Annotated in this window: 25 protein-coding genes, 1 tRNA gene and 1 riboswitch; of the genes, 15 read left to right on the top strand and 11 right to left on the bottom strand. The window is 66.3% G+C overall.

The window, feature by feature from the left end:
* Positions 1-143: 143 nt before the first annotated feature.
* Entirely contained in the window at positions 144-977 is an 834-nt protein-coding gene (locus WDC87_RS07195) for an AraC family transcriptional regulator (protein WP_252745545.1), read from the top strand.
* 3 nt (positions 978-980) lie between these two features.
* Here the strand turns inward: WDC87_RS07195 and crcB are convergent, their stop codons facing one another.
* On the bottom strand, positions 981-1,373 hold the full coding sequence (gene crcB, locus WDC87_RS07190) for a fluoride efflux transporter CrcB (protein WP_072166715.1): 393 nt from the start codon (positions 1,371-1,373) through the stop codon (positions 981-983).
* Positions 1,374-1,454: 81 nt separating this feature from the next.
* A riboswitch (Fluoride riboswitch) is annotated at positions 1,455-1,518 on the bottom strand.
* A 22-nt stretch (positions 1,519-1,540) separates the two neighbouring features.
* Positions 1,541-1,942, bottom strand: coding sequence for a helix-turn-helix transcriptional regulator (locus WDC87_RS07185; protein WP_061478466.1), 402 nt, complete (start codon positions 1,940-1,942; stop codon positions 1,541-1,543).
* Positions 1,943-2,053: 111 nt separating this feature from the next.
* Here WDC87_RS07185 and WDC87_RS07180 point away from each other — a divergent pair, with 111 nt between their 5' ends.
* Both WDC87_RS07180 and WDC87_RS07175 read left to right on the top strand, forming a co-directional pair.
* A complete protein-coding gene (locus WDC87_RS07180) occupies positions 2,054-2,257 on the top strand; it encodes a hypothetical protein (RefSeq protein ID WP_061478465.1) in 204 nt (67 codons plus the stop codon).
* A 359-nt stretch (positions 2,258-2,616) separates the two neighbouring features.
* The gene (locus tag WDC87_RS07175; protein WP_005416001.1) at positions 2,617-2,853 is read left to right on the top strand and encodes a hypothetical protein; all 237 of its coding nucleotides are present in this window, start codon (positions 2,617-2,619) and stop codon (positions 2,851-2,853) included.
* A 9-nt stretch (positions 2,854-2,862) separates the two neighbouring features.
* Here WDC87_RS07175 and WDC87_RS07170 read toward each other — a convergent pair whose 3' ends face one another.
* Together WDC87_RS07170 and WDC87_RS07165 are read right to left on the bottom strand one after the other, a co-directional pair.
* The gene (locus WDC87_RS07170; protein ID WP_072166713.1) at positions 2,863-3,912 is read right to left on the bottom strand and encodes a 4Fe-4S dicluster domain-containing protein; all 1,050 of its coding nucleotides are present in this window, start codon (positions 3,910-3,912) and stop codon (positions 2,863-2,865) included.
* Positions 3,909-4,196, bottom strand: coding sequence for a hypothetical protein (locus tag WDC87_RS07165; RefSeq protein WP_014036651.1), 288 nt, complete (start codon positions 4,194-4,196; stop codon positions 3,909-3,911). Before WDC87_RS07165 ends, WDC87_RS07170 begins: the two co-directional genes overlap by 4 nt.
* 179 nt (positions 4,197-4,375) lie before the next feature.
* On the opposite strand from WDC87_RS07165, the gene WDC87_RS07160 reads away from it, so the two are divergent.
* Complete coding sequence (locus WDC87_RS07160; protein WP_252745546.1) at positions 4,376-4,816, top strand: group III truncated hemoglobin; 441 nt, start codon at positions 4,376-4,378, stop codon at positions 4,814-4,816.
* A gap of 44 nt (positions 4,817-4,860) precedes the next feature.
* A complete protein-coding gene (gene hemN, locus WDC87_RS07155; protein WP_252745547.1) occupies positions 4,861-6,270 on the top strand; it encodes an oxygen-independent coproporphyrinogen III oxidase in 1,410 nt (469 codons plus the stop codon).
* Positions 6,271-6,291: 21 nt separating this feature from the next.
* Here the strand turns inward: hemN and WDC87_RS07150 are convergent.
* Positions 6,292-6,378 (bottom strand) — tRNA-Leu (locus WDC87_RS07150).
* Positions 6,379-6,509: 131 nt separating this feature from the next.
* Between WDC87_RS07150 and WDC87_RS07145 the strand changes: the two genes are divergently transcribed.
* The 4 genes from WDC87_RS07145 (at position 6,510) to WDC87_RS07130 (ending at position 10,614) form a co-directional block, all read left to right on the top strand.
* Positions 6,510-6,944: a BLUF domain-containing protein gene (locus WDC87_RS07145; protein ID WP_088497736.1), complete on the top strand. Its 435-nt coding sequence runs from the start codon at positions 6,510-6,512 to the stop codon at positions 6,942-6,944.
* A gap of 143 nt (positions 6,945-7,087) precedes the next feature.
* The gene (locus tag WDC87_RS07140) at positions 7,088-8,374 is read left to right on the top strand and encodes a nucleotide sugar dehydrogenase (RefSeq protein WP_072166707.1); all 1,287 of its coding nucleotides are present in this window, start codon (positions 7,088-7,090) and stop codon (positions 8,372-8,374) included.
* A gap of 55 nt (positions 8,375-8,429) precedes the next feature.
* A complete protein-coding gene (locus WDC87_RS07135; protein WP_072166705.1) occupies positions 8,430-10,052 on the top strand; it encodes an FMN-binding glutamate synthase family protein in 1,623 nt (540 codons plus the stop codon).
* Between the two features lie 100 nt (positions 10,053-10,152).
* Complete coding sequence (locus WDC87_RS07130) at positions 10,153-10,614, top strand: GNAT family N-acetyltransferase (RefSeq protein WP_111007588.1); 462 nt, start codon at positions 10,153-10,155, stop codon at positions 10,612-10,614.
* Positions 10,615-10,653: 39 nt separating this feature from the next.
* On the opposite strand, the gene WDC87_RS07125 is transcribed toward WDC87_RS07130, so the two are convergent.
* Both WDC87_RS07125 and WDC87_RS07120 read right to left on the bottom strand, forming a co-directional pair.
* On the bottom strand, positions 10,654-11,901 hold the full coding sequence (locus WDC87_RS07125; protein WP_111007587.1) for a TIGR03862 family flavoprotein: 1,248 nt from the start codon (positions 11,899-11,901) through the stop codon (positions 10,654-10,656).
* Positions 11,888-12,322, bottom strand: a complete 435-nt coding sequence (locus WDC87_RS07120) for an FKBP-type peptidyl-prolyl cis-trans isomerase (RefSeq protein ID WP_005416011.1) — start codon at positions 12,320-12,322, stop codon at positions 11,888-11,890. The genes WDC87_RS07125 and WDC87_RS07120 overlap by 14 nt, the downstream gene beginning before the upstream one ends.
* Before the next feature lie 70 nt (positions 12,323-12,392).
* Here WDC87_RS07120 and WDC87_RS07115 point away from each other — a divergent pair, with 70 nt between their 5' ends.
* The 4 genes from WDC87_RS07115 to WDC87_RS07100 all read left to right on the top strand — a co-directional run bounded on the left by WDC87_RS07115 (position 12,393) and on the right by WDC87_RS07100 (position 15,493).
* Positions 12,393-12,758: a DUF6164 family protein gene (locus WDC87_RS07115; RefSeq protein ID WP_072166702.1), complete on the top strand. Its 366-nt coding sequence runs from the start codon at positions 12,393-12,395 to the stop codon at positions 12,756-12,758.
* A 252-nt stretch (positions 12,759-13,010) separates the two neighbouring features.
* Positions 13,011-13,778 carry a sulfurtransferase gene (locus WDC87_RS07110; protein ID WP_072166701.1) on the top strand — a complete coding sequence of 256 codons (768 nt, stop codon included), beginning with the start codon at positions 13,011-13,013 and terminating at the stop codon, positions 13,776-13,778.
* Between the two features lie 152 nt (positions 13,779-13,930).
* On the top strand, positions 13,931-14,926 hold the full coding sequence (locus tag WDC87_RS07105) for an LLM class flavin-dependent oxidoreductase (RefSeq protein ID WP_072166700.1): 996 nt from the start codon (positions 13,931-13,933) through the stop codon (positions 14,924-14,926).
* A gap of 69 nt (positions 14,927-14,995) precedes the next feature.
* A complete protein-coding gene (locus tag WDC87_RS07100; protein ID WP_005416015.1) occupies positions 14,996-15,493 on the top strand; it encodes a pyridoxamine 5'-phosphate oxidase family protein in 498 nt (165 codons plus the stop codon).
* Positions 15,494-15,605: 112 nt separating this feature from the next.
* Here the strand turns inward: WDC87_RS07100 and WDC87_RS07095 are convergent, their stop codons facing one another.
* Together WDC87_RS07095 and WDC87_RS07090 are read right to left on the bottom strand one after the other, a co-directional pair.
* Positions 15,606-16,265: an exopolysaccharide biosynthesis protein gene (locus tag WDC87_RS07095; protein ID WP_053501113.1), complete on the bottom strand. Its 660-nt coding sequence runs from the start codon at positions 16,263-16,265 to the stop codon at positions 15,606-15,608.
* On the bottom strand, positions 16,249-17,553 hold the full coding sequence (locus tag WDC87_RS07090) for a hemolysin family protein (RefSeq protein WP_252744314.1): 1,305 nt from the start codon (positions 17,551-17,553) through the stop codon (positions 16,249-16,251). Before WDC87_RS07090 ends, WDC87_RS07095 begins: the two co-directional genes overlap by 17 nt.
* A 292-nt stretch (positions 17,554-17,845) precedes the next feature.
* Here WDC87_RS07090 and WDC87_RS07085 point away from each other — a divergent pair, with 292 nt between their 5' ends.
* On the top strand, positions 17,846-18,472 hold the full coding sequence (locus WDC87_RS07085) for a DUF47 family protein (protein WP_004152833.1): 627 nt from the start codon (positions 17,846-17,848) through the stop codon (positions 18,470-18,472).
* A 13-nt stretch (positions 18,473-18,485) separates the two neighbouring features.
* Positions 18,486-19,607, top strand: coding sequence for an inorganic phosphate transporter (locus WDC87_RS07080; protein WP_049464772.1), 1,122 nt, complete (start codon positions 18,486-18,488; stop codon positions 19,605-19,607).
* A gap of 390 nt (positions 19,608-19,997) precedes the next feature.
* Here the strand turns inward: WDC87_RS07080 and WDC87_RS07075 are convergent, their stop codons facing one another.
* Together WDC87_RS07075 and WDC87_RS07070 are read right to left on the bottom strand one after the other, a co-directional pair.
* Entirely contained in the window at positions 19,998-21,494 is a 1,497-nt protein-coding gene (locus tag WDC87_RS07075; protein ID WP_252744315.1) for a S10 family peptidase, read from the bottom strand.
* 110 nt (positions 21,495-21,604) lie between these two features.
* Entirely contained in the window at positions 21,605-22,183 is a 579-nt protein-coding gene (locus tag WDC87_RS07070) for a GNAT family protein (protein ID WP_252744327.1), read from the bottom strand.
* Between the last annotated feature and the right edge of the window lie 291 nt (positions 22,184-22,474).

Raw genomic sequence — 22,474 nt, 5'->3', positions numbered from 1 at the left:
CAGCGAAATGTTGCGCGCGCTGCACTGCCGCAGGAAGGGCGGGCTGGGGGGCGCCCGCTCCCGGAATTGATCACGTCCGCTACGGGAGGATTCCGATACGATGTGTCGCCTTGATCTCTTTCTACTTTACCCAGGGTCCCGTCATGGTCGACCGTCTCGCCATTCTGCTTGAACGCTTTGCGGTTACCGCCTCGGTGTTCCATGCCGGCGCGCTGTGCGGCATCAACTCGCTGGCGGGCGAGGATGACGCCGGGCAGCTGCATCTGGTGCGACGTGGCCCGTTGCAGGTCAGCCATGGCCAGCAGACCGTCCAGGTCGAGGTGCCGAGCCTGCTGCTGTACCCACGGCCGATGCCGCATCGATTCAGTACCGATCCGCAGCTTGGCGCCGACATGGCCTGCGCCAATCTGCATTTCGAGGGCGGGCGGCTCAACCCGATCAGCGCGGCGTTGCCCGATTTCATCTGCCTGCCGCTGGCCGATCTGTACGGCGGCAACGCAGCGCTGGAGCTGCTGTTCGAAGAAGCCTTCGAGCAGCGCTGCGGGCGTGCGGCGATGGTCAACCGGCTGTTCGAGGTGGTGATGATCCAGGTGCTGCGGCAGCTGATGGAAGGGGGCGAGATGCGTGGTGGCCTGTTTGCCGGGCTGGGGCATCCGCGGCTGCGGCTGGCGCTGGTGGCGATGCATGAGGCGCCCGCACAGTCCTGGACCCTGGAAGACCTGGCCGAGGTGGCCGGCATGTCACGCAGCGTCTTTGCTGCCAGTTTCCGTGAGGCGATGGGCACTACCCCGGGCCAGTACCTGCAGGGCTGGCGGGTGGGCCTGGCACAGCAGGCGCTGCGCCAGGGGCGCCCATTGAAGCGGATCGCTGACGACGTCGGCTATGGCAGCGAAGCCGCACTGTCGCGTGCATTCAAGGCACATACCGGACAGTCGCCGCGGGAGTGGCGCGGACAGGCCCGCGCCGGCGCGGGCTGAGCCTCAGCCCAGCACCAGCCGGGCCAGTTTCATGCCACCGAACAGGCCAACCAGGCCCAGCGCCACCGAACCGCCGGCGTACAACGCTGCCAGGCCATGCTGGCCGCGCTGCAGCAGCAGACCGATTTCCAGCGCGTAGGTGGAAAATGTGGTGTAGCCGCCGAGGACGCCGGTGGCCAGCAGAAGGCGCAACTGCGGCGAGGCGCCATTGCGCAGGGCGAAGGCTTCGACCAGCGCGCCCATCAGCAGTGCACCGCTGATGTTGATCAGGAAGGTCGACCACGGCCACGGGCTGCCGACCGCTACCCGCGTACCGATCAGGTTGCAGGCATGGCGAAGGCAGGCGCCGAGCCCGCCGCCGATGAAGACCAGCAGATAATTGTTCAATGCGTGCATCACGTGCCTCGGTTGGGGGTTCGCTGATTCGATGGCGAACGCCGACGGCAGGCACGGCCCGCCATCGACGAAGACCGGTTCGTCCTGGCAGGAGCCATCAGCCCTTTCGGGCGGTTATCGGGGGAGCCCCATCCCCATCCGCGACCATGCTACCAGTGGTAGTGCATTCACGTCATCGAGGTCGTCAGCACCCGGATGACCTTGCTGCGGCTGAAGCCGTCCATCAGCAGTTCGAAGGCCAGCAGGTCCAGGGCCGCGTGGCGGCGATGGTCGATCTGCAATCCCTTCTCCTCCACCAGATGGCTGACCAGTTCGTAGGCGTCCTGCCAGACATCCAGGTGGGCCTGGCTGGGGATATAGGTATTGCCCCGCTCACCGACGCCAAGCCCGCTCACGCCGTACAGCAGTTCACGCGCGTCCAGTTTGGCCGCATCGGCGATGCGGAACAGCTGTTCGGCCTTCACATGGGCGGGGCTGACATGGTCGTTGAGCCAGTTGCTGATGGTTGCCGTCGTCGAATCGGCGGCGCGGGCCAGATCGGCCGGGCGAGGGTGCCCGGCTTTCTTCATGGCAATGGCGAGTCGTTGGCCGAGAGTATTCATCTATGCAAGCCAGCTTAACGCGTGGATCGCAAAGTTCCCTTGTTCCAAGAATAAGTCTGGTTAACAGAAGGACCGACCGTGACCGAATTCTGGAGCAAGGGGCAGGTACGCGCCCGGCTGGGTTTCCGGACCGATGCCGAACTGGCGCGCTTTTTTGGCATAAGCCGATCTGCCGTGTCGCAATGGCCCAAGAACTTCCCGATTCCTGCGCTACGCCAATACATCCTGCATCAGCGCTATCCCAACCTGTTCCCCGCGACTGAGGCGACGCAGGGCGAGTAAGCCCCAACTACGCCTCCTTTTGTCGCATATAGCACTCTAAACAGTATTTGCTAAGTATGCTTAGCAATATTGGAAACTTCGATGAAACGGGGCTGGCCCATCGATGGCGCCTACCAGGGCGGGACCGGGGAAATCGGGGCAGTGTGTCGGGTCCGACCCATCCGGGCACCCCGTCTCCCCGTATGTGGTTTCGTGAACGATTAATAATTTCGATCACGAAAGTCGCGGTATGTAATTGACCTGTCGTGAAATCTATGATTAATTGGGATCAACCGGACGTGAAGCCCGGGAGTCTTTCAGTAGCTCGCAAGTGAGTCGGTAGACCGTCAACGATGCAGAACAAGTCCAACGGAGGTCGTATGGAATACGGCATGCATGGCTTGGCTGAACGGGTACGCCGCGAACTGGAAGCCAGTTATCACAAACACGGATGCGGTCCGGCGTTCTGGGATACCTACCAGCAGGTGCTGGACCGCCTGGTCCCGCAGGGGACCGAGCGTACCGAAGTCACCAATGAAATGGCGCTGATCATCGAGCAGCTGGGCATCGTCCGACGTGCGCAGCTGGTGCCGCCGCACGCCAACGGGCCGCGTTGATCCGTTGATTCAAAGCAGGCGCCAGGCGCCGCAGGCCAACAGCGCCAGCAGCATCGACAGCAGTGCCAGGGTCCGCGGTCGCCACCATTGCCGCGGTTGCCCGGCCATGGCCTGCGGACTGCAGTAGCGCACCAGCCCCGGGCCGAAACCGGCCTGGTGCTGCTGCTGCGAGCAGGCCTCCAGGCAGGCGCCGCAGGCCAGGCAATCGGCCTGAGGTCCCTGGCGGATATCCAGTTGCATCGGGCAGGCGCTGACACAGGCAGCGCAATCGGTGCAGTCGCCCAGGCGGTCGGCGCTGAAGGTGGGCATCGGTCCGGCCAGCAGCGGGTGTGCAGCGCGGAACACGTAGTCCTGCGCGGTGGTCGGGTCGAGCAGGCCACGGCCGCGTCCGAGCACGCCCCCCAGCCCCGACGGACGCATGCCGCGCGGTTCGCCGCGGCGCGCGTCGTACAACATGCGCGGTGTATGCGGATCGGTCAGCAGCGGCTGCAGGCGCGCGAACGGGCACAGCGAACGGCACACCTGCTCGCGCAGGAAGCCGGCATTGCCCCAGGTGGCGGCGGCATAGAACAGCACCCAGAACGTTTCCCAGCCGCTCCAGCCGGCATGCGGCGCGGCGGCCACCAGTTCTTCGATCGGGCTGAACAGACCGACGAACGTGATGCCGGTCCACAGCGACAGCAGCCCCCATGCCAGCTGGGTGGCAGGGCCCACGACGGGCGCTGGCAAAGCCCGGGCCATGGCGCGCGCAATCCAGTCGAAGGCGCGGCGCCATAGCGTCTGCGGGCAGGCGTGGCCGCACCAGATGCGGCCGGCGAGGTGGGTGAGCAGCGCGAGGCCCACCGCCAGCACCGCCAGCAACCCGATCAGCACGCCGACATCGCTGGGCCACAATGTCCAGCCAAACAGGTCAAAGCGCCGTGCGTTGATGTCCAGCAGCAGGGCCTGCCGCCCATTCCAGCGCAGCCATGGCAGGGCATAGAACAACGCCAGCAAGAGCATGCTGAGCGCGGCGCGCCAATGCCAGCGGCGTGGGATTCCGGTGCAGGGCGTACTCATCCCAGCGGCAGCTCGTCGTCGTCGTCGCTTGGCATCGGTCGCTGCAGGTACCAGGTGACCGCGCTGGACAGTGCGGTCACCGACCAGAACATGAAGAATCCTGCCGTATAGCCCAGTTCGCGGCTGATCGCCGTACCCGGAAAGCTGATCGCCTGCAGACGCAGCGGGTCGACAAAGGCGAAGAACACCACGCTGGCCAGGCCTGCAGCGATGAAGCTGGGCCAAAGGATGGCGCCCCAGTGCTGGATCAGCTGCTGGCGGCGGCTGGGAGAGGGTCTGTTCATGCTGTCCCGGATCGGAATGAGGGCGGCGCGTATACTCCGCCGAGGCTGGCGCAGCATCCGCAGGGCATGCTTCCTGCACGCGTGCCAGCCTAGGTGCAGCGGACTGCGCCGACATTGATCTGGATCAACGGCGGTGCCGGCCGGCTACGGCACACTGCCGGCAAGCTTTGGGTGCCCCGATGAACGCAACGCCGCCGCCCGTCCTGCCCGTCGCCTCGCCCGGGTTGTGCACCGAGCAGGAAGTGACCCGCCTGGTCCACGACTTCTATGCGCGCGTGCGCGAGGAAGAGCGGTTGGGGCCTGTGTTCGAGGCACACGTCCGCGACTGGCCGGAACACCTGGCGCAGCTGGTCGATTTCTGGTCGGCAATGCTGCGCGGTACGCGCCGCTTCAAGGGCTCGCCGATGTCCAAGCACATGGCCATCGAGCTGGACAAGGACCTGTTCGACCGCTGGCTGGTGCTGTTCCGGATCACCACCGCCGAGTGCGGCAACCCGCCCATGCAGGCGCTGGCCGACGACGTCGCCGCGCGCATCGGTGACACCTTCTGGAAGCGCTACCAGATGCTGCGCTGGCCGCAGGTCGGCCTGCCGGTGCTGGGAATCCCCGCCCGCGATTGATCTGGGTCAAGGCGGTCGGGTACGCCCGGCGCGATGCTGGCGGCATGGACACGTTCTCTCCCGCCGCCGGCGGTCTTGCCTGGACCTTCGACCCCGACCTGCTGCGCCGGCATGACCGGCCCGGGCCGCGCTACACCTCGTATCCGACCGCGCCTCATTTCCACGATGGCTTCGATGCGCCGGCACTGCGCCGGGCAATCGCCGACAGCAACCAGCTGGCCCGCGCGCTGTCGCTGTACGTGCATGTGCCGTTCTGCTCCAGCCCGTGCTTCTACTGCGGCTGCAACCGGGTGATCACCCGCGACCGCGGCCGTGGCCACAGCTACGTCGCGCGCGTGCTGGCCGAGGCCGACCTGCTGGCGCCGCAGTTCGAGGACGGCCGTGAGGTCATCCAGCTGCACCTGGGCGGGGGCACGCCGAACTTCCTCGAGGCCGAGGCGATGACCACGCTGGTGGAAGGACTGCGCCGGCGCTTTGATTTCAGCGATTCGCCGCAGCGCGATTTCTCGATCGAACTCGATCCGCGCTTCATCGATACCCGCGATGTCGCCATGCTGGCGCGGCTGGGCTTCAACCGCGCCAGCCTGGGCGTGCAGGATTTCGACCCACAGGTACAGGAAGCGATCAACCGCGTGCAGGGCGTGCAGCAGACGCTGGACATCCTGCAGGCCTGCCGCGACAGCGGCATGCGTTCGGTCAACGTCGACCTGATCTATGGGCTGCCGGGACAGAGCCTGGAAGGGTTTGGCCGCACCCTGGAACGGGTGCTGGCATTGCGCCCGGATCGCCTGGCGGTGTACGGCTACGCACACCTGCCGCATCTTTTCCGCGCACAGAAGCAGATCGACGAACGCCGCTTGCCTTCGCCGGAAGACAAGCTGGCGCTGCTGGGCCTGGCGGTGGAGAAACTCTCTGCGGCCGGCTACCAGTACATCGGCATGGATCACTTCGCATTGCCGGAAGAAGATCTGTCACGTGCGCAGCGCGCCGGGCAGTTGCATCGCAATTTCATGGGCTATACCACCCACGCCGACACCGATCTGCTCGGCCTGGGCGTGAGTGCGATCAGCCACATCGGTGCCACCTACAGTCAGAATCCGCGCGACCTGCCGTCGTGGGAGGATGCCGTGGACCAGGGGCAGTTGCCGGTGTGGCGCGGCGTGGCGCTCAGCGCCGACGACCAGCTGCGCGCAGACCTCATCCAGCAGCTGATGTGCCAGGGCGAGGTGGACGGTGCGGTGCTGGGCCAGCGCCATGGCGTGGATTTCGAGCAGTACTTCGCCGAAGACCTGCGTTCGGTGCAGCGGCTGCAGGAAGATGGCCTCGCCGAGTACCGTGACGGTGTAGTGCGCGCCAGCGAGCCTGGACGGCCGTTGCTGCGGCTGCTGGCGATGTGCTTCGACCCGTACCTGCGTGCCGCCTGCGAGCAGCCGCGCTACTCGCGTGCAATCTGACGTTCGTCGTGAAAAGAGCGATGGTGCCCGGAGCCGGAATCGAACCGGCATGGGGTTGCCCCCGGCGGATTTTAAGTCCGATGCGTCTACCAGTTTCGCCATCCGGGCCTGCAGCGCGGCGCCGATTGTAGCCCAGCTGCAGAATCCCGACCGGATTGCAGTGGAGCGGCGGTGTGCTTAACTGTCGCTCCCATTCATGTCATAGTCCAAAGCCTCGTTCCCAGGGGGGGAGCCACCCGATGTCGCTGCACGCGATTGCCTATGCCAGCGAGGCCCGCGCCGACCTGCAGACAACCGATCTTGACCGCCTGCTGGCCGATGCCACGGCATTCAACCGAGTAGCCGGTGTCACGGGTGTGCTGATGTTCGATGGCAGCCGTTTCCTGCAGTACCTGGAAGGCCCGGAGGATGGCATCGATTCGGTGTACCAGCGCATCGCCAATGCGCGCAGCCATGGACAACTGAAGGTGCTGTGCCGCGCGCCGGTGGCGCAGCGGGCATTCCCGCGCTGGTCGATGGGGACCCGGCGCATTGATACAGAACTGCTGGTACAGATCGTCGACGCCTCATGGCCGGGCTTCGTGCTTGGCGGCGGTGGCTTCGAGCGCCTGCTGCAGGCCTGGACCGGCGCCGATGGCGAACTGGAGCCGGCCGCGGTCGCACTGGGTTCCTGACCCCACCTTGGCGGCCGGGCACCCGGGCCGTTAGGCTGTAGCCTTTCTGGCATGGATCTTCCCGGAGTGGCAAAGCGAATGAGTAGGTCGGCCATGCCCATGGCAGTACGCATGCGATTTCAGCCGTTGCATGGGATGCGGCGTTGAGCGCGCCGCTTGCGGCAGCAGCGTCGCCGCGCTTCGCGGTGATCGGGCTGGGCTACGTGGGCCTGCCACTGGCGGTGGCCTTCGGCCGGCACTGGCCGACGCTCGGCTTCGACATCGATGCTGATCGCATCGCCGAGCTCCGCGACGGCCAGGACCATACGCTGGAAATGGAGGCCGATGAGCTGGCCAGTGCGCAGCAGTTGCAGTACGGCAGCGATCCGGCTTTGCTCGATGCCTGCAATGTCTACATCGTTACCGTGCCGACCCCGATCGATGCCTATGAGCAGCCCGATCTGGAGCCGCTGCGTTCGGCGACGCGGCTGATCGCCAGCCACCTGCGTGCGGGTGACCTGGTGATCTACGAATCCACGGTGTACCCCGGCACCACCGAAGAGGTCTGCGTGCCGCTGCTGGAGCAGCTTTCCGGGCTGCGCTTCAACGAAGACTTCTACTGTGGTTACAGCCCGGAGCGGGTCAGCCCCGGCGACCGCCAGCGGCGCCTGGCCGATATCCGCAAGATCACCTCGGGGTCGACACCGGAAGTGGCTGCGGTGATTGATGGCCTGTACCAGCGCATCATCGCCGCCGGTACCTTCCCGGCGCCGTCGATGCGTGTGGCCGAAGCGGCCAAGGTGGTGGAGAACATCCAGCGTGACGTCAACATCGCGCTGGTCAATGAGCTGGCGCTGATCTTCGACCGGCTCGGCATCGACACCCAGGATGTGCTCGACGCCGCCGGCAGCAAGTGGAACTTCCTGCCATTCCGGCCGGGCCTGGTTGGCGGCCACTGCATCGGCGTGGACCCGTACTACCTGCTGCACAAGTCCGAGAGCGTGGGTTACCACCCGGACCTGATCCACACCGCGCGGCAGGTCAACAACCGCGTCGGTGAGCACGTGGCGTCGCGTGTGCTGGCAATGCTGGCCGAACGTGGCCGCGCACCTGCGCAGTCGCGTATCCTGGTGCTGGGCGTGACCTTCAAGGAGGATTGCCCGGACCTGCGCAACAGCCGCGCGCTGGAACTGGCGCAGCGCCTGCGTGATGCCGGCGCACAGGTGGAGGTCAGCGACCCGTGGGTCGGCCCGGCGGCATTGGCTGACGCGGGCGTGCACTGGCTGGCCGAGCCGGTGGCGGGGAGTTACGACGCCGTAGTTCTGGCAGTGGCCCATGCCCGATTCAAAGCCATGGATGACGCCGCAATCCAGGCGCTGCTGGCGCCCGGCGGCATCGTCTACGACGTGAAATCGGCCTGGCCGCGCAACGTGGTTGACGGTCGCCTGTAAACGCCGGTGATGGCCGGCGCGGTAGACTCGCAGGCAGTTGCAACCAAGGAACGCCATGCACCGGTATATCGTCTACCTGCTCGCCATCCTGATGTTTCCCATCTGCCTGTGGTTGGCCACGATCTGGCCGGCCTGGTACTGGGGCGTCGGCCTGACTGCCGCGATGGTGGCGCTGGGGACCTGGGATCTGCTGCAGAAGCGCAGCACGCTGCGCCGCAACTATCCGGTGATGGCGCATTTCCGCTATGGCCTGGAATCAATCGGCCCGGAAATCCGCCAGTACTTCGTGCAGAGCGACCTGGAGGACGTGCCGTTCTCGCGCCAGCAGCGTGCGCTGATCTACCAGCGCGCAAAGAACGAAATGGACACGGTGCCGTTCGGTACCCTGCGCAGTACCTATGCGGTGGATTACGAGTGGATCAACCATTCGCTGGCTCCCACCTCCATCGCCAAGCATGATTTCCGCGTGCTGATTGGGCCGAACTGCGCCAAGCCTTATTCGGCCAGCGTGTTCAACATCTCGGCGATGAGCTTCGGTTCGCTCTCGGCCAACGCGATCCGCGCACTGAACGAAGGTGCGCGGCGCGGTGGCTTCTACCACGACACCGGCGAAGGTTCGATTTCGCCCTACCACCGCGAGATGGGCGGCGATCTGGTCTGGGAAATCGGCTCGGGCTACTTCGGCTGCCGTGACGGGAAGGGTGGTTTCAGCGAAGAGCGCTTCGTCGCCAACGCTACCCACGACCAGGTCAAGATGATCGAGATCAAGCTGTCGCAGGGTGCCAAGCCGGGCCACGGCGGCGTGCTGCCGGCACCAAAGGTGACCGCCGAAATATCGGTGACCCGTGGTGTTCCGATGGGCGTGGACTGCGTATCGCCGTCGCGTCACTCGGCATTCTCGACGCCGGTCGAACTGTTGCAGTTCGTGGCCCGGCTGCGCGAGCTGTCCGGTGGCAAACCGGTCGGTTTCAAGCTGGCCATCGGACACCCCTGGGAATGGTTCGGCATCGCCAAGGCGATGCAGGAAACCGGGCTGCTGCCGGACTTCATCGTGGTCGATGGTGCCGAGGGAGGCACCGGCGCGGCACCGGCTGAATTCGTCGACCATGTCGGCGTACCGATGCATGAAGCACTGCTGCTGGTGCACAACACCCTGGTCGGCCTGGACCTGCGCGAGCGCATCCGCATCGGCGCCGCTGGCAAGATCACCAGTGCGTTCGACATCGCGCGCACCATCGCGCTGGGTGCCGACTGGTGCAATGCCGGCCGAGGCTTCATGTTCGCGCTGGGCTGCATCCAGTCGTTGAGCTGCCACACCGACAAATGCCCGACCGGCATCGCGACCCAGGACCCCGCGCGCTGGAAGCACCTGGATGCACCGGACAAGGCCACCCGTGTGTACAGCTATCACGAGCACACACTGCATGCCTTGAAGGAACTGTTGTGCGCGGCGGGCCTGAACGATCCGGCCGAGCTGGGGCCGGAGCACATCCTGCGTCGCGTGTCGCCGGTGGAAATCCGTTCGCTGGCGTCGCTTTACCGCTACCTGGAACCGGGCGAGCTGCTGCACAAGGTGCCCGATCATGCGGTATTCCATGCCTTCTGGGCCGATGCGCGCAGCGACTCGTTCCAGCCGCCGCCGAAGATCCAGGCTCTGCGCGCCAGCAAGTCGCGGTAGTGTGATGTTGTAGAGCCGAGCCCATGCTCGGCTGCTGTTCTCATCGCGAGGTCGGAACGAAGAACAGCCGAGCATGCGCTCGGCTCTACGAGGAGATGTCATGCAGTTCAGGACCGGCACCATGGATGACGTGGCCATGCTGTGGGCGTTGCGCACGCGTTGCGTGCGCGAGACCTGCAGCAGCCATTACCCACCCGCGGTCATTGCGCCCTGGTCGGCGTCGCCGCCGCCTTCGCAGTATGCGCGGCTGTTGTCGCAGGGCGGATGCGTAGTGGCGGAGGACGGGCAGGGTGGCCTGCTTGGCTTCGGCGTCTTTGATGTCGATGCCAATGAAGTCGATGCGTTGTTCGTCGATCCGGATCATGGCGGCCTGGGCATTGGCCAGGCGCTGATGCAGCGCCTGCTGGCGATGGCCGATCGTGAGCGCGAGGTGGTGCTGTCGGCCTCGCTCAATGCGGTGCCGTTCTATCAACGGCAGGGCTTTGTCAGCGTGCGTGAGGAAGCCTATGCACATCCCAGCGGTGTGGCGTTGGCCTCGGTGAGCATGCGCAGGCCGTGGTGACGTGGCGTCGAGCATGGGCTCGACGCTACGCCACAGGCGTCACCGCTCCGCCAACCAACCGATCACGCCTTCGGCGGCACGCCGGCCACTGGCGTAGCACGCGGTCAGCAGGTAGCCGCCGGTGGGGGCCTCCCAGTCCAGCATTTCACCGGCGCAGAACACGCCAGGAACGGCCCGCAGCATCAGGCCGTCATCCAGCGCATCCAGGCGCACGCCACCGGCGGTGCTGATCACCTCGGCCATCGGCCTTGGGCGCAGCAGGCGCAGCGGCAGGCGCTTGAGCGTGGTGGCCACAGCCGGCAGGTCGTTGCCGGCCTCCTTGCCAAGAATCTCGAACACGAGAGCGGCCTTCACCGCATCCAGACCCGCCTGGCGGCGCAGGTGCTCGCCGAAGCTTCGGCCCTTGCGGGGACGTGACAGGTCGGCCAGCAGGCGCGCCTCGTCGCGACCGGGCACCAGGTCCAGCCACAGCATTGCGTGGCCATCGCGGTTGATGGTCTCGCGCAGGTCGGCGGCCAACGCGTAGACCAGGCTGCCTTCAATGCCATATTCGCTGGCCACGCACTCGCCTTGCAGCGACCGCGGTTGTCCAGCCAGGTCGATCCAGTGCGCGACCACCGGCTTCAATGGTGCGCCGGCATTGCGCTGGGCAAAGAACGGCGTCCAGTCCACGTCGAAGCCACAATTGGCTGACTGCAGCGGCGCGATGTCCACGCCACGCGCCTGCAGTGGCACGACCCAGGCGCCGTCGCTGCCCAGCTGCGGCCAACTGCCGCCGCCCATCGCCAGTACCGTGGCATCGGGGTGCACATCGATTTCCCCCGCCTCGGTGGCAAAGCGCAGGGCGCCGTCGTCGCTCCAGCCGATCCAACGGTGGTTGGCGTGCAGGCGCACGCCCTGTTCCTTCAACCGGCGCACCCAGCCGCGCAGCAGCGGCGCCGCCTTGCGGTCGACCGGGAACACGCGGCCGGAGCTGCCCACATAGGTTTCCACGCCCAGGCCGGCGGCCCAGTCACGCAGTGCCTGTGCGTCGAAGCCGTCCAGCCAGTTGCCGACCACAGCGGCCTGCTCGCGGTAGCGGCTGTCGAACAACGGCCGCGGATCGGAATGGGTGAGGTTGAGGCCGCCCTTGCCGGCGATCAGGAACTTGCGGCCAGGCGACCCCTTGGCCTCGTACAGGTCGACCTCCAGCCCAGCGGCACGCAGGCGTTCGGCGGCGAACAGGCCGGCCGGGCCGCCGCCAATGACGGCGACCCGATGGGGCATGGCGGCATTACGGTTTGACATCGAGCAGCTCGACGTCGAACACCAGCGACGAGCCCGCCGGAATCGGGCCGACCTTGCGGTCCCCGTAACCGTAGTCCGGCGGAATCATCAGCGTGCGCTTGCCGCCGACCTTCATGCCGGCCACGCCCTCGTCCCAGCCGCGGATGACCTGGCCGGCGCCGAGCGCGAAGGTGAACGGCTCGCCGTGCTTGAAGGAGCTGTCAAAGGTCTTGCCGTGCTTGGTCTCGGTACGGTTGTCGTAGATCCAGCCGGTGTAGTGCACCGTGACCTTGCTGCCGGCGATGGCTTCGGCGCCGGTGCCTGGCACGGTATCGATCCGCTCGAAGGTGGTCAGCGTGCCGCCGGGCGGCGGGCCGGACGGTTCGGTCGAGCAGCCAGCGGCGGCGAGGGACAGCAGCAGGGGAAGCAGCAGGCGGCGCATCGGGCGTCTCCAGAAGGGCGCGGGGCGAGGGCGGCAAGGGTAGCGCATCGGCGCCGGGTATCATGGGGCCATGGCAAAACTCCTGCTCAATCTGCGCAACGTCGGCGACGACGAATATGCCGATGTCTGCACGCTGCTCGATCAGCACGGCATCGCCTGGTATCGCACCGAACCCAGCCCGTGGGGCATTTCCAATGGTGGCCTGTGGCTGCGCGACGACGCTGATCATCCGCGTGCGAAGGCGTTGATGGCCGAGTACCAGGCCGAGCGCGGCCCTCGCATCCGCGCTGAGCGTGAGCAGGCATTGCGTGATGGCACGGCCGAGACCTTCGGCAGCCTGTTCCGGCGGCGGCCGGCCTATGTGGTGCTGGTGCTGCTGGCGATGGCCGGCGCGGCGGCGCTGGTGCTGCTGCCGTTCCTGCTGTTGCGGGGGTAACGGGTTTCGGTCGGGTTGCACCCGGCACCCGCAGAGGCAACGGCAACGTCAGAAGCGGGTTTCCGTGGGATGGCGCGGCGGTGTGGGCAGGCGGGTCATGCCGTAAACCCATCTTTGGGGGCCAGATCAAACGGTCCCGCCTACCCAAACCGCCACGCTTCTGACAGTTCCCGCGATCTGAAGTTGATCCACGCCATCCGTGGATGAACGGGTAAATCTGACCCTGGGGCGGTCTGGCGCTAAAATGGCGGGATGATCGCCAATACCGCTGCCTATCATTTCGCCGTCATCGACGCTCCCCAGGCCCTGTGCGACCAGCTGCTGGCCCGTGCCGGGACGGCGCAGCTGCGCGGCACGATCCTGGTGGCCGGCGAGGGGCTGAACCTGTTCCTGGCGGGGGCGCCGGAGGCGGTCGAGGGCTTCTATGCAGCGCTGCGTGCCGATGCGCGTTTCGCCGACATGCGGGTCAAGACCAGCCTGAGCGAGCACCAGCCGTTCGCGCGGCTGAAGGCCAAGGTCAAGGACGAGATCATCAGCTTCCGCCGCGATGACGGCCAGCCGCTGGACTATCCGCGCGCACCGTCGGTCGATCCGGCCACCGTGCAGCGTTGGTTGCGGCAGGGGCATGATGACGCCGGCAAGCCGGTGGTGATGCTCGATACCCGAAATCTGCAGGAAGTGGAGTACGGCACCTTCAAGGATGCGCTGGTGTTGCCCATCCGCAAGTTCACCGACCTGCCCGAGGCGCTGGCGCCGCATCGCGATGCGCTGCGGGACAGCACCGTGGTCAGTTTCTGTACCGGCGGCATCCGCTGCGAGAAGGCCGCGCTGTGGATGGTCAATGACGGCATGGACAATGTGCTGCAGCTCGATGGCGGCATCCTCGGCTACTTCGAGGAAGTGGGCGGCGAAGGCTACGAAGGCCGCTGCTTCGTGTTCGATGAGCGCGTGGCGCTGGATGCCGAGCTGAAGCCGATGGTCGACCAGCCGCTGCCCGAACCGCGCCCCAGCGCGTTCTGACCGCGCTTCTGTAGCGCCGAGCCCATGCTCGGCTCCACACGATCCGGTGGGCGCTGAACCTGCCCTACGGGAATCAGCATCCCGCCACCGTCACTGGCCGCTGTGCCCGGCCGCCCCCATGCAAGGGTGATCCTGTGACGGAAAAACGCCTGATGATCCCGTTGTCGATCCTTGACCTGGCCCCGGTCTGCGAGGGCAGTGACACCACCGCCGCCTTCGCCAACATGCTGGAACTGGCGCAGCACGCCGATGCGCTGGGCTACCGCCGCTACTGGCTGGCCGAACACCACAACATGCCCGGCATCGCCAGTGCCGCCACCGCCGTGCTGATCGGCCATGTTGCCGGTGGCACCCGACGCATCCGTGTCGGCGCGGGCGGCATCATGCTGCCCAATCATGCCCCGCTGCAGGTGGCCGAGCAGTTCGGAACGCTGGCCTCGCTGTATCCGGACCGCATCGACCTTGGCCTGGGCCGTGCGCCGGGCACCGATCAGCCGACCGCGCGAGCACTGCGCCGCTATTTCGACAGCGCCGACCAGTTCCCGCAGGACGTGCGCGAGCTGCTGCACTACTTCGAGCCGGTCCAGCCTGGACAGGCAGTGCAGGCCGTTCCGGGTGGTGGCCTGCGGGTGCCGACCTGGATCCTCGGTTCAAGCCTGTTTGGCGCACGCATGGCCGCCTCGATGGGCCTGCCGTATGCATTCGCCTCGCATTTCGCGCCGGACGTGATGGACGAAGCGCTGGCGGTGTACCGCCGCGAATTCCGCCCCTCGGCCACGTTGAAGCAGCCGCACGCGATGCTGGCCCTGAATGTTGTTGCCAGCGACAGCGAGGCCGAGTCGCGTCGCCTGTTCACCAGCCAACAGCAGAGTTTCGTCAACCTGCGCCGCGGCCGGCCGGGCAAGATCCCGGCGCCGATCGACGACATTGAAGCCTTCTGGGAGCCGCACGAAAAGCTCGGCGTGGAACGGGCCCTGGCCTGCACCGTGCTGGGCGATCCGCAGCAGGTGGCCGAGGGTATCGCCGCTTTCGTTGAGCGGCACAAGCCTGACGAGCTGATGCTCACTGCCAACCTGTATGACCACCGTGCGCGCCTGCGTTCCTTCGAGCTGGCGATGAACGCCTGGCATGGCCGCCACGCGGGCTGAACAATCGCGTCACGGCCCGTTGCGGCCGATCCGCGTCTGATGGGAGCTCCCCTTTCTGGAGTTCCCACCATGGCCGAGACCCGTGCCGAACACATTGCCCAGCTGGCTGAACTGATCAAGGACGTGGAGGTGGCGATGTTCACCACCACCGGCGTCGATGGGCGGCTCTACAGCCGGCCGTTGGCCACCCAGCAGGTCGCCTTCGACGGTGACCTGTGGTTCGTGATCACCGCCGACAGCCCGAAGGTGGCCGAGATCGCGCTCGACCCGCGCGTCAATGTGGCCTATGCCTCGCCATCGAAGAACACCTATGTGTCTGTGGCGGGGCGGGCGCGGGTTGTCGATGATCGCGCGAAGATCGAAGAGCTGTGGTCGCCGGCGATGAAGCTGTTCTTCCCCGCCGGCAAGGAAGACCCCAACCTTCGCCTGATCCACGTGCGCGCCGATAGCGCCGAATACTGGGATGGCCCGGGCACCTTGCTGGGCAAGGCATTGAGCTTCGTGCTGTCGGCGGTGCAGGACGATCCGGCACCGCTGGCGGACAACGGATTCGTCGACCTTCGGTGATTGCCGCATCCACGCGTTGCGTGGATCTAGCGGATGCCGGTAGTGCCGGCCGTTGGCCGGCAACCCTGGAAACGTGGCAGCCGGCCATCGGCCGGCTCTACCGGATGCCGCTTCAGAACCAGCGCTGGAAAAGTTCCACTGTATAGCCCACCAGCTGCCCCGAACTGAAGCCGAAGAACGCGATCGCCACCAGCGCTGCGATCCAGTTGAACAGCATCAATGCACCATCGCGCTCCAGCAGCGCCAGCGAGAACAGCAGCAGCTGGAAACCGAACAGGAAGTTGGTGAACGGAATCGGCAACGACAGCAGGATGCCCAGCAGTACCAGCAGCAGGCCGCTGAAGGCGTGCGCGGGCAGCGGTGTCAGCAACTGCGGCAGGCGAGGCTTCAGCATCCTGTCCAGTCGCCGCAACGGGCGATCGATACGGTCCAGGAAGCGGTGCATGGTGCCGCGCTTCGGCCCGCGTCGGGCAATGAAACCGGGCAGCCAGGGCCGGCGCAGGCAACACAGCATCTGCAGTCCGATCAGGACCACGAGTGGGCCGCTGACCGCACCCCCCATGCCCGGGATCGGGATGAACGAGGGCAGGATCGCCACGAACAGGAACACGCCAAACGCGCTCTGCTGCAGGTTGCTGAGGATCTGGCCGAGCGGCATGTGCTCGGCGGGATCGCCGGAGGCGAACATCTCCAGCAGGGTGCGGATGCCCTCGTTGCGGTAGGTCGGGCGCTGCGCGCCCTGGCCCTGGCCGGCCTCAGGCGGTGAGCTCATCGGCCTGCTCGTCGGACAACGTGCGCAGCAGCAGCTTGTCCACCCGCGCACCGTCCAGGTCGACCACCTCGAAGCGCCAGCCGGCCCAGTCGAAGTACTCGCCTGCGTGCGGGATGCGGCCGAAGTAATGGATGCACATGCCGGCCAGCGTGTAGTAGCCGCCATCCTCGGCATCGGGCAGGTCGTTGCTTCCGATCAGCTCGCGCAGGTCCTCGATCGGCAGCGAGCCGTCGACCAGCAGCGAGCCGTCCTCGCGGGTCACCACCAGTGCGTCTTCATCGGCATTCTCCACCGCCTGCAGGCGGCCGACCACGGCGCCCATCAGGTCGCTGATGGTCACCAGGCCCTGGATCTCGCCGTACTCGTCCACCACCAGCGCCATCGACTGCTGCTCCTCGCGGAAGATCTCCAGCAGCTTCATCGCGTGGGTCGATTCGGAGACGTACAGCGGTTCGCGCAGGGTCTGGAACAGCGCGTTGTCGCCGCGCGCCATGCGCGTGGCCAGCGATTTCAGCTCCAGCACGCCGACCACGTCCATGTCGTTGTCGCGGTACACCGGGTACCGCGAGAACTCGTGCTCGGCCATGATGTCCAGATTGCGCTCCAGCCCGGCCTGGGTGTCGAGCCAGGCAATGCGGTTGCGCGGGGTCATCAGGCTGTCGGCGGTGCGGTCGCCCAGGCGCATGACGCGGTTCATCATGTCGCGCTCGTGGGCGTCGATCACGCCAGCTTCGTGGCTCTCGGCCACCAGCATCCGGATCTCTTCTTCAGTCACCTGCGCGGCCTCGTCCTTGCCCAGGCCCAGCACCTTCAGTACCAGCTGGGTGGTCTTGGACAGGAGCCAGACGAAGGGCAGGGCCAGCCTGGCCAGCCAGCTCATCGGCATCGCGACCAGGCCGGCAATGGCCTCGGAGCGGGTCAGGGCCAGACGCTTGGGCACCAGTTCGCCGAAGATCAGCGTGATGAAGGTGATCAGCGAGACCGCCAGGGCGGTGCCTACTTCGCGCGCGTACGCAAAGCCGGGCATCAGGCCCTGCAGCCAGCCGGCGATCGCGTCGCCGATCGCATCACCACCGAGGTAGCCGGTCAGTACGCCGATCACGGTGATGCCGATCTGCACCGTGGACAGGAAGCTCTCCGGCTTCTCCGAAAGCTCCAGCGCCTTGGCGGCGCGCTTGGAGGTGGCGGCCATCTGCTTCAGGCGGCTCTTGCGCGAGGTCATGACCGACATCTCGGACATGGCGAAGAAGCCGTTCAGTAGAACCAGCGCGAAGACAATCAGGATCATTTCAAACACGGGCGTCGTCCCCGGTTGGTGGCAGGGAGGGCGGGTGCTTGCGATGGCGGCAGGCGCTCAGGAACGGGGTCCGGCGCGGCGCAGGGGGATAAGGGTCGTCGTCCATAAGGTGCGCCCGAAGGCGCGCTGGCATCTTAGCAAAGGGGCGTGGCAGGGTGGCAACCGCCTGTTCAGGTTCGGGGTTCCAAGCCCCGGAAAGGGGGCGGGGATACCCGTGATGGTCATCTAGCCGTCATAATTCGCTCTGGTGCCGTCCTTCCCGCGACGGCTGACAGGTTTCTCAATGTTCTCTCTGCAGACCATTTTCGGTTCCGGCAAACAGTTCTACACCCTGCTTGATGAGGCTGCCGTCGCGGCTTCCGATGCCGCCAAGGCGCTGCATTCCATGCTGCGCGAGGCCGATCGCCAGCCCGCGCTGGACGCCTTCAAGCTGGCCCGCCTGCGCGAACGCGCGGCCTCGGACAAGATCAGCCAGGCGCTGGTGGACAGCTTCATGACCCCGATCGAGCGCGAAGACATCGAAGCGCTGGGTTCGGCCCTGTACAAGATTCCGAAGCAGATCGAGAAGTTCGCCGATCGCTATTCGCTGGCCACGACCCACCTGGAGCACATCGACTTCGCGCCGCGCGCGGCGATGCTGGAACAGGCCGCCGGCGTGGTGGTGGAGATGGTGGCCGACCTGCGCCACATGAACCTGGACCGGATGACCGCGCTGAACGAGAAGCTGCGCTCGCTGGAGAACGAGGCCGACCGCCTGATGCTCGAGCTGTACCGCGACATCTACTCCGGTCGCCTGGACAACCTGCAGATGTTCCTGCTGAAGGAATTCTTCGAGATCCTGGAAAAGGCCATCGACCGTTGCCGCGAGGCCGGCGTGGTGGCGTACCAGATCGTGTTGAAGAACAGCTGACGGACGCCGCCGCATGTTGACCCTTGTCCTGGTGGTGATCCTGGCCGCGCTCGTCTTCGAGTTCATCAACGGCTTCCACGACACTGCCAACTCCATTGCCACCGTAGTCGCGACCAAGGTGCTCTCGCCCGGCTGGGCGGTGATGCTGGCCGCCTTCATGAACCTCATCGGTGCGCTGACCGGCACTGCGGTGGCGCTGACCATCGCCTCGGGCCTGCTCAACACCAACGTGGTCGAGGTTACTCCGCAGGTGATCCTGTGCGCCCTGCTGGGCGGCATCATCTGGAACCTGATCACCTGGTGGAAGGGCCTGCCGTCCTCGTCTTCGCACGCCCTGATCGGTGGCCTCTGCGGTGCCGGTCTGGCCGCGGCCCACAACAACTGGGACGCGCTGATCTGGTCGGAGCGCCTGGGCAGCTGGGCGCAGAACAAGGGCCTGCTGTGGAAGGTGTTCGTGCCGATGATCACCTCGCCGATCGCCGGCTTCCTGCTCGGCATCGTGGTGATGGTGCTGCTGTGGGCGCTGATCGCCGGCCTGGCCAAGGTCGGTGGCGCCATCGGCCGCCTGGCCCGTCCGCGCATCGTCAATGCCTTCTTCGGCAAGGCGCAGATCGCCTCGGCGGCCTACATGGGCTTCGCCCACGGCCACAACGACGCGCAGAAGACCATGGGCATCATCGCGATGACCCTGATTGGTGCCGAGGCCACCGGCGCACTGGATGACCTGCCGTCCTGGCTGGCCTTCATGCACCCGGACGCCCACGCCGGTGACGGCATCGCGATGTGGATCGTGCTGACCTGTGCGGTGGTGATGGCCGCCGGTACCGCTTCGGGCGGCTGGAAGATCATCAAGACCCTGGGCCACAAGATGGTCAAGTTGCACCCGATCCACGGCTTCGCCGCGGAGACCAGCTCGGCCACCATCCTGACCCTGGCGGCCCACTTCGGCATGCCGGTCTCGACCACACACAGCATCTCCACCGCGATCATGGGCGTGGGCTTCGCCAAGAACCCGCGTTCGCTGAAGTTCGGCGTGATCGAGCGCATCGTCTGGGCCTGGATCCTGACCATTCCCGCGGCAGGCGGCTGTGCGTACCTGATCCTGAAGCTGTTCGAGCTGTTTGGCTGGACCTGATCGCCACGCCAAGGTGCACACGAAAAAGCCCGCCGGATTCCGGCGGGCTTTTTCATGGGAAGAACATTATTTCTGCACCCATCGTGTCGACCAAGGTCGACACCTACCAAAAGCAGAATCAGGTTCGGATCCCGTGCCGACCAACGGTCGGCACCCACCAACGGTCGGCACCCACCGACGGCTCGCAGAAATCTGTCGAAGGCGGGCCGGGGTGGGCAGGCGGGGGCGCAGAGCGCCATGGATGGCGCTCTACGAGGCACGCAGGAGCGGTTTTTGCCGTCCCCCGCCTGCCCACCTCGGCCCACCAACCCACGGAAACTCTGCTTTTGACGTTGCCGTTGCGGTTGATCCGGCGGGTGCCGGGCCAGCGGCAGGCCCGGCCGACCCTCCTCAATTGCGTTGGAACAGCGCCTGCACATCCCTGCGGAACGCCGCCTGGCTGTCCGCCCGGCTGTAGAACATGTGCCCGCCCGGATAACTGCGCACCTGCACCCGGTCCGGATTGCTGCCCATCGTCGGCATCTGGTCCACGGTCAGGATCGAACCCATGAACGGGCACGACAGGTCGTTCCAGCCATGCACGATCAGCACCTGCAGGTGCGGGTCGATCGCCACGGCCTGGCGCAGCTGGGTCACCGCGCCATCGCGCAGTTCGCCATTGCGGTCCCACAGCCGGTTCACGTCGTAGTTCAGCGCCTGGTACCGCGCATCCACCTTCCAGCCGACCACGCGCGTCACGAAGTCGACCATCGCCGTGGTGGTCGGCGCGATGATGCTGTCCAGCAGCGGATCATTGGCGCGCTGCTCCGGGTCATTCGGGAATGGATCGAACGCGGTCACATTGGAGTCGTAGCGGCTGCCCAGCGTGCCCTTGTCGCGGAATACTTCGCGCAGGTAGGCCTGGGTTTCCAGCCGACCACCAGCACGGCGCACGAACTGCGGGTCCAGCCCGGTCAGTTCGGTCACCCGGCGCAGCATCGCCTCGGTCGCCTGCGGATCGCTGCGGCCCTTCATCAACGCGGTGGCGTAGTCGCCACGGGTGTACTCCACCACGTCGCGCATCGCTGCATCGGTCAGCTTGCCCTGGCGCTCCAGGTGCGCGGCGGCGATCGACGGCAGGGTCTGCATCCACGCCATCGGCGAGACATCGGCGTTGTCTTCCAGGGTCGGGCTCAGGTACGGCGAGACCAGTACCAGGCCGTTCATCGCAACTCCCAGCCGGGTCTGCAGGTAGTGGGTGATGCGTGGGCCGCGGTAGCCGCCGTAGCTCTCGCCGGTCAGGTACTTGCGCGACGCCATGCGCTGGTTGCGCAGCAGCCAGTCGTAGATCGAGCGTGACAGGTATTCGATGTCGGCGCTGGGGTTGTACAGCGCCTTCTTCGCTTCATCGTCGCCGATGCGCGCGCGGCTGAAGCCGGTGCCGACCGGATCGATGAACACCAGATCGGTGAAGTCCAGCCAGGTGCCGGGGTTGTCGTGCAGCGTGGCCGGCGCCGACGCGCTGTCACCCTCGGAGCCGAAGGTCACCACCTTGGGCCCGATCGCGCCCATGTTGAGGTAGACCGACGATGCCCCGGGGCCGCCATTGAGCGCGAAGGTCACCGGCCGGTCCTTGCCCGGCATCGTGTAGGCGGTGAACACCACGTCGGCGATCACCTTGCCCTTGGCATCGCGTACCGGCAGGGTGCCGACGGTGGCGGTGTAGTCCAGGGTGCGGCCGGCCAGGCGCATGCTCTGGCGGGCCGAGGCGTCTGCGGGCAACGCAGGTGCCTCGGTCTTGTCGTCTTTCGGATCGGGCTTGGCGTCGGCATCAGGCGCGGCCAGCACGCTGGCTGGGGCGATGAGCAGGCCGACGCAGAGCGCGGCAGTGTGCAACAGGGACTTCATGGCACCGGATCGGCAGCGGAAGGGGGTTCCGATGCTAGGCCGGTGGAGTGCCGTGCCGTATGTGTCCAAAGGCATGGCCACGTTCTGCAGCGGCTTGTGGCCAGATTGGATCAAACGGGCAGGGCGGCTGCCGCTTCGTCGTTGGCCAGCAAGCCATAGACGGCCGAGTCCGAAAGCTCGCCCTGGATGCGCCAGCGCTGGCGCAGCACTCCCTCGCGGCGGAAGCCCAGGCGTTCGAGCACGTGCGCGGAGGGTGCGTTGCGCGGGTCGATCTCGGCTTCCACGCGGTGCAGGTGGAGGGTGCCGAACAGGTAGGCCAGTACCTGCTGCAGGGCCTCGTGCATGTAGCCTTGGCCCTGGCAATCCGGTGCCAGCAGGTAGCCGATCTCGGCGCGGGCTGCAGTGCGGTCCACTGCAAACACCACGCAGATGCCCAGCAGTGGACCTTCCAGCGATTCGCGCACGGCCAGCTTCAGCTGGGTACCGATGGCATGGGCTGCGAGATCATCGTCGATCTGCTCGCGCGCCTCGGCCTGTCGCGTCCAGGCCGGATGATTCCACCAGCGCATCACATCGGGATTGGACTGCAGCGTAAACAGCGCGGCGGCGTCGTCACGGCGGATCGGGCTCAGGACCAGCCGTGCGCTGTGCAGCGGCAGGTCGGGGAACAGCAACGAGTGGCTGGCCAATACGGTGGTCCGCACGGATGGACGCGCATTATGGCGCCGCCGGGTTTGCCGATGGCGGCGTAATGCCAAGGGCGCATGAACCGGTAGTGGGGGGGGGGGGGGGGGGGGGGGGGGCGGGCTTCCCGGGGGCGGGGGCGGGGGGGGCGCGGGGGGGCGGTCAGCCCGTTTGGGGGGGGTGTTACATTCAACCACTACACCGTGGCCATCGCCCACAACCAGCCCCATTGGTCGGCTCCGGGCGTGTTTTCGTGCAAAAATTTATTAAACCACCGGGTGTGGTGGCCCAAATCC

The organism is Stenotrophomonas maltophilia group sp. Smal12 (genome assembly GCF_037079935.1).
GTDB classification, from domain to species: Bacteria; Pseudomonadota; Gammaproteobacteria; order Xanthomonadales; family Xanthomonadaceae; genus Stenotrophomonas; species Stenotrophomonas sepilia.
The sequence above is the reverse complement of the archived record's forward strand: the minus strand, read 5'-3'. Positions and strand labels throughout refer to the sequence as shown.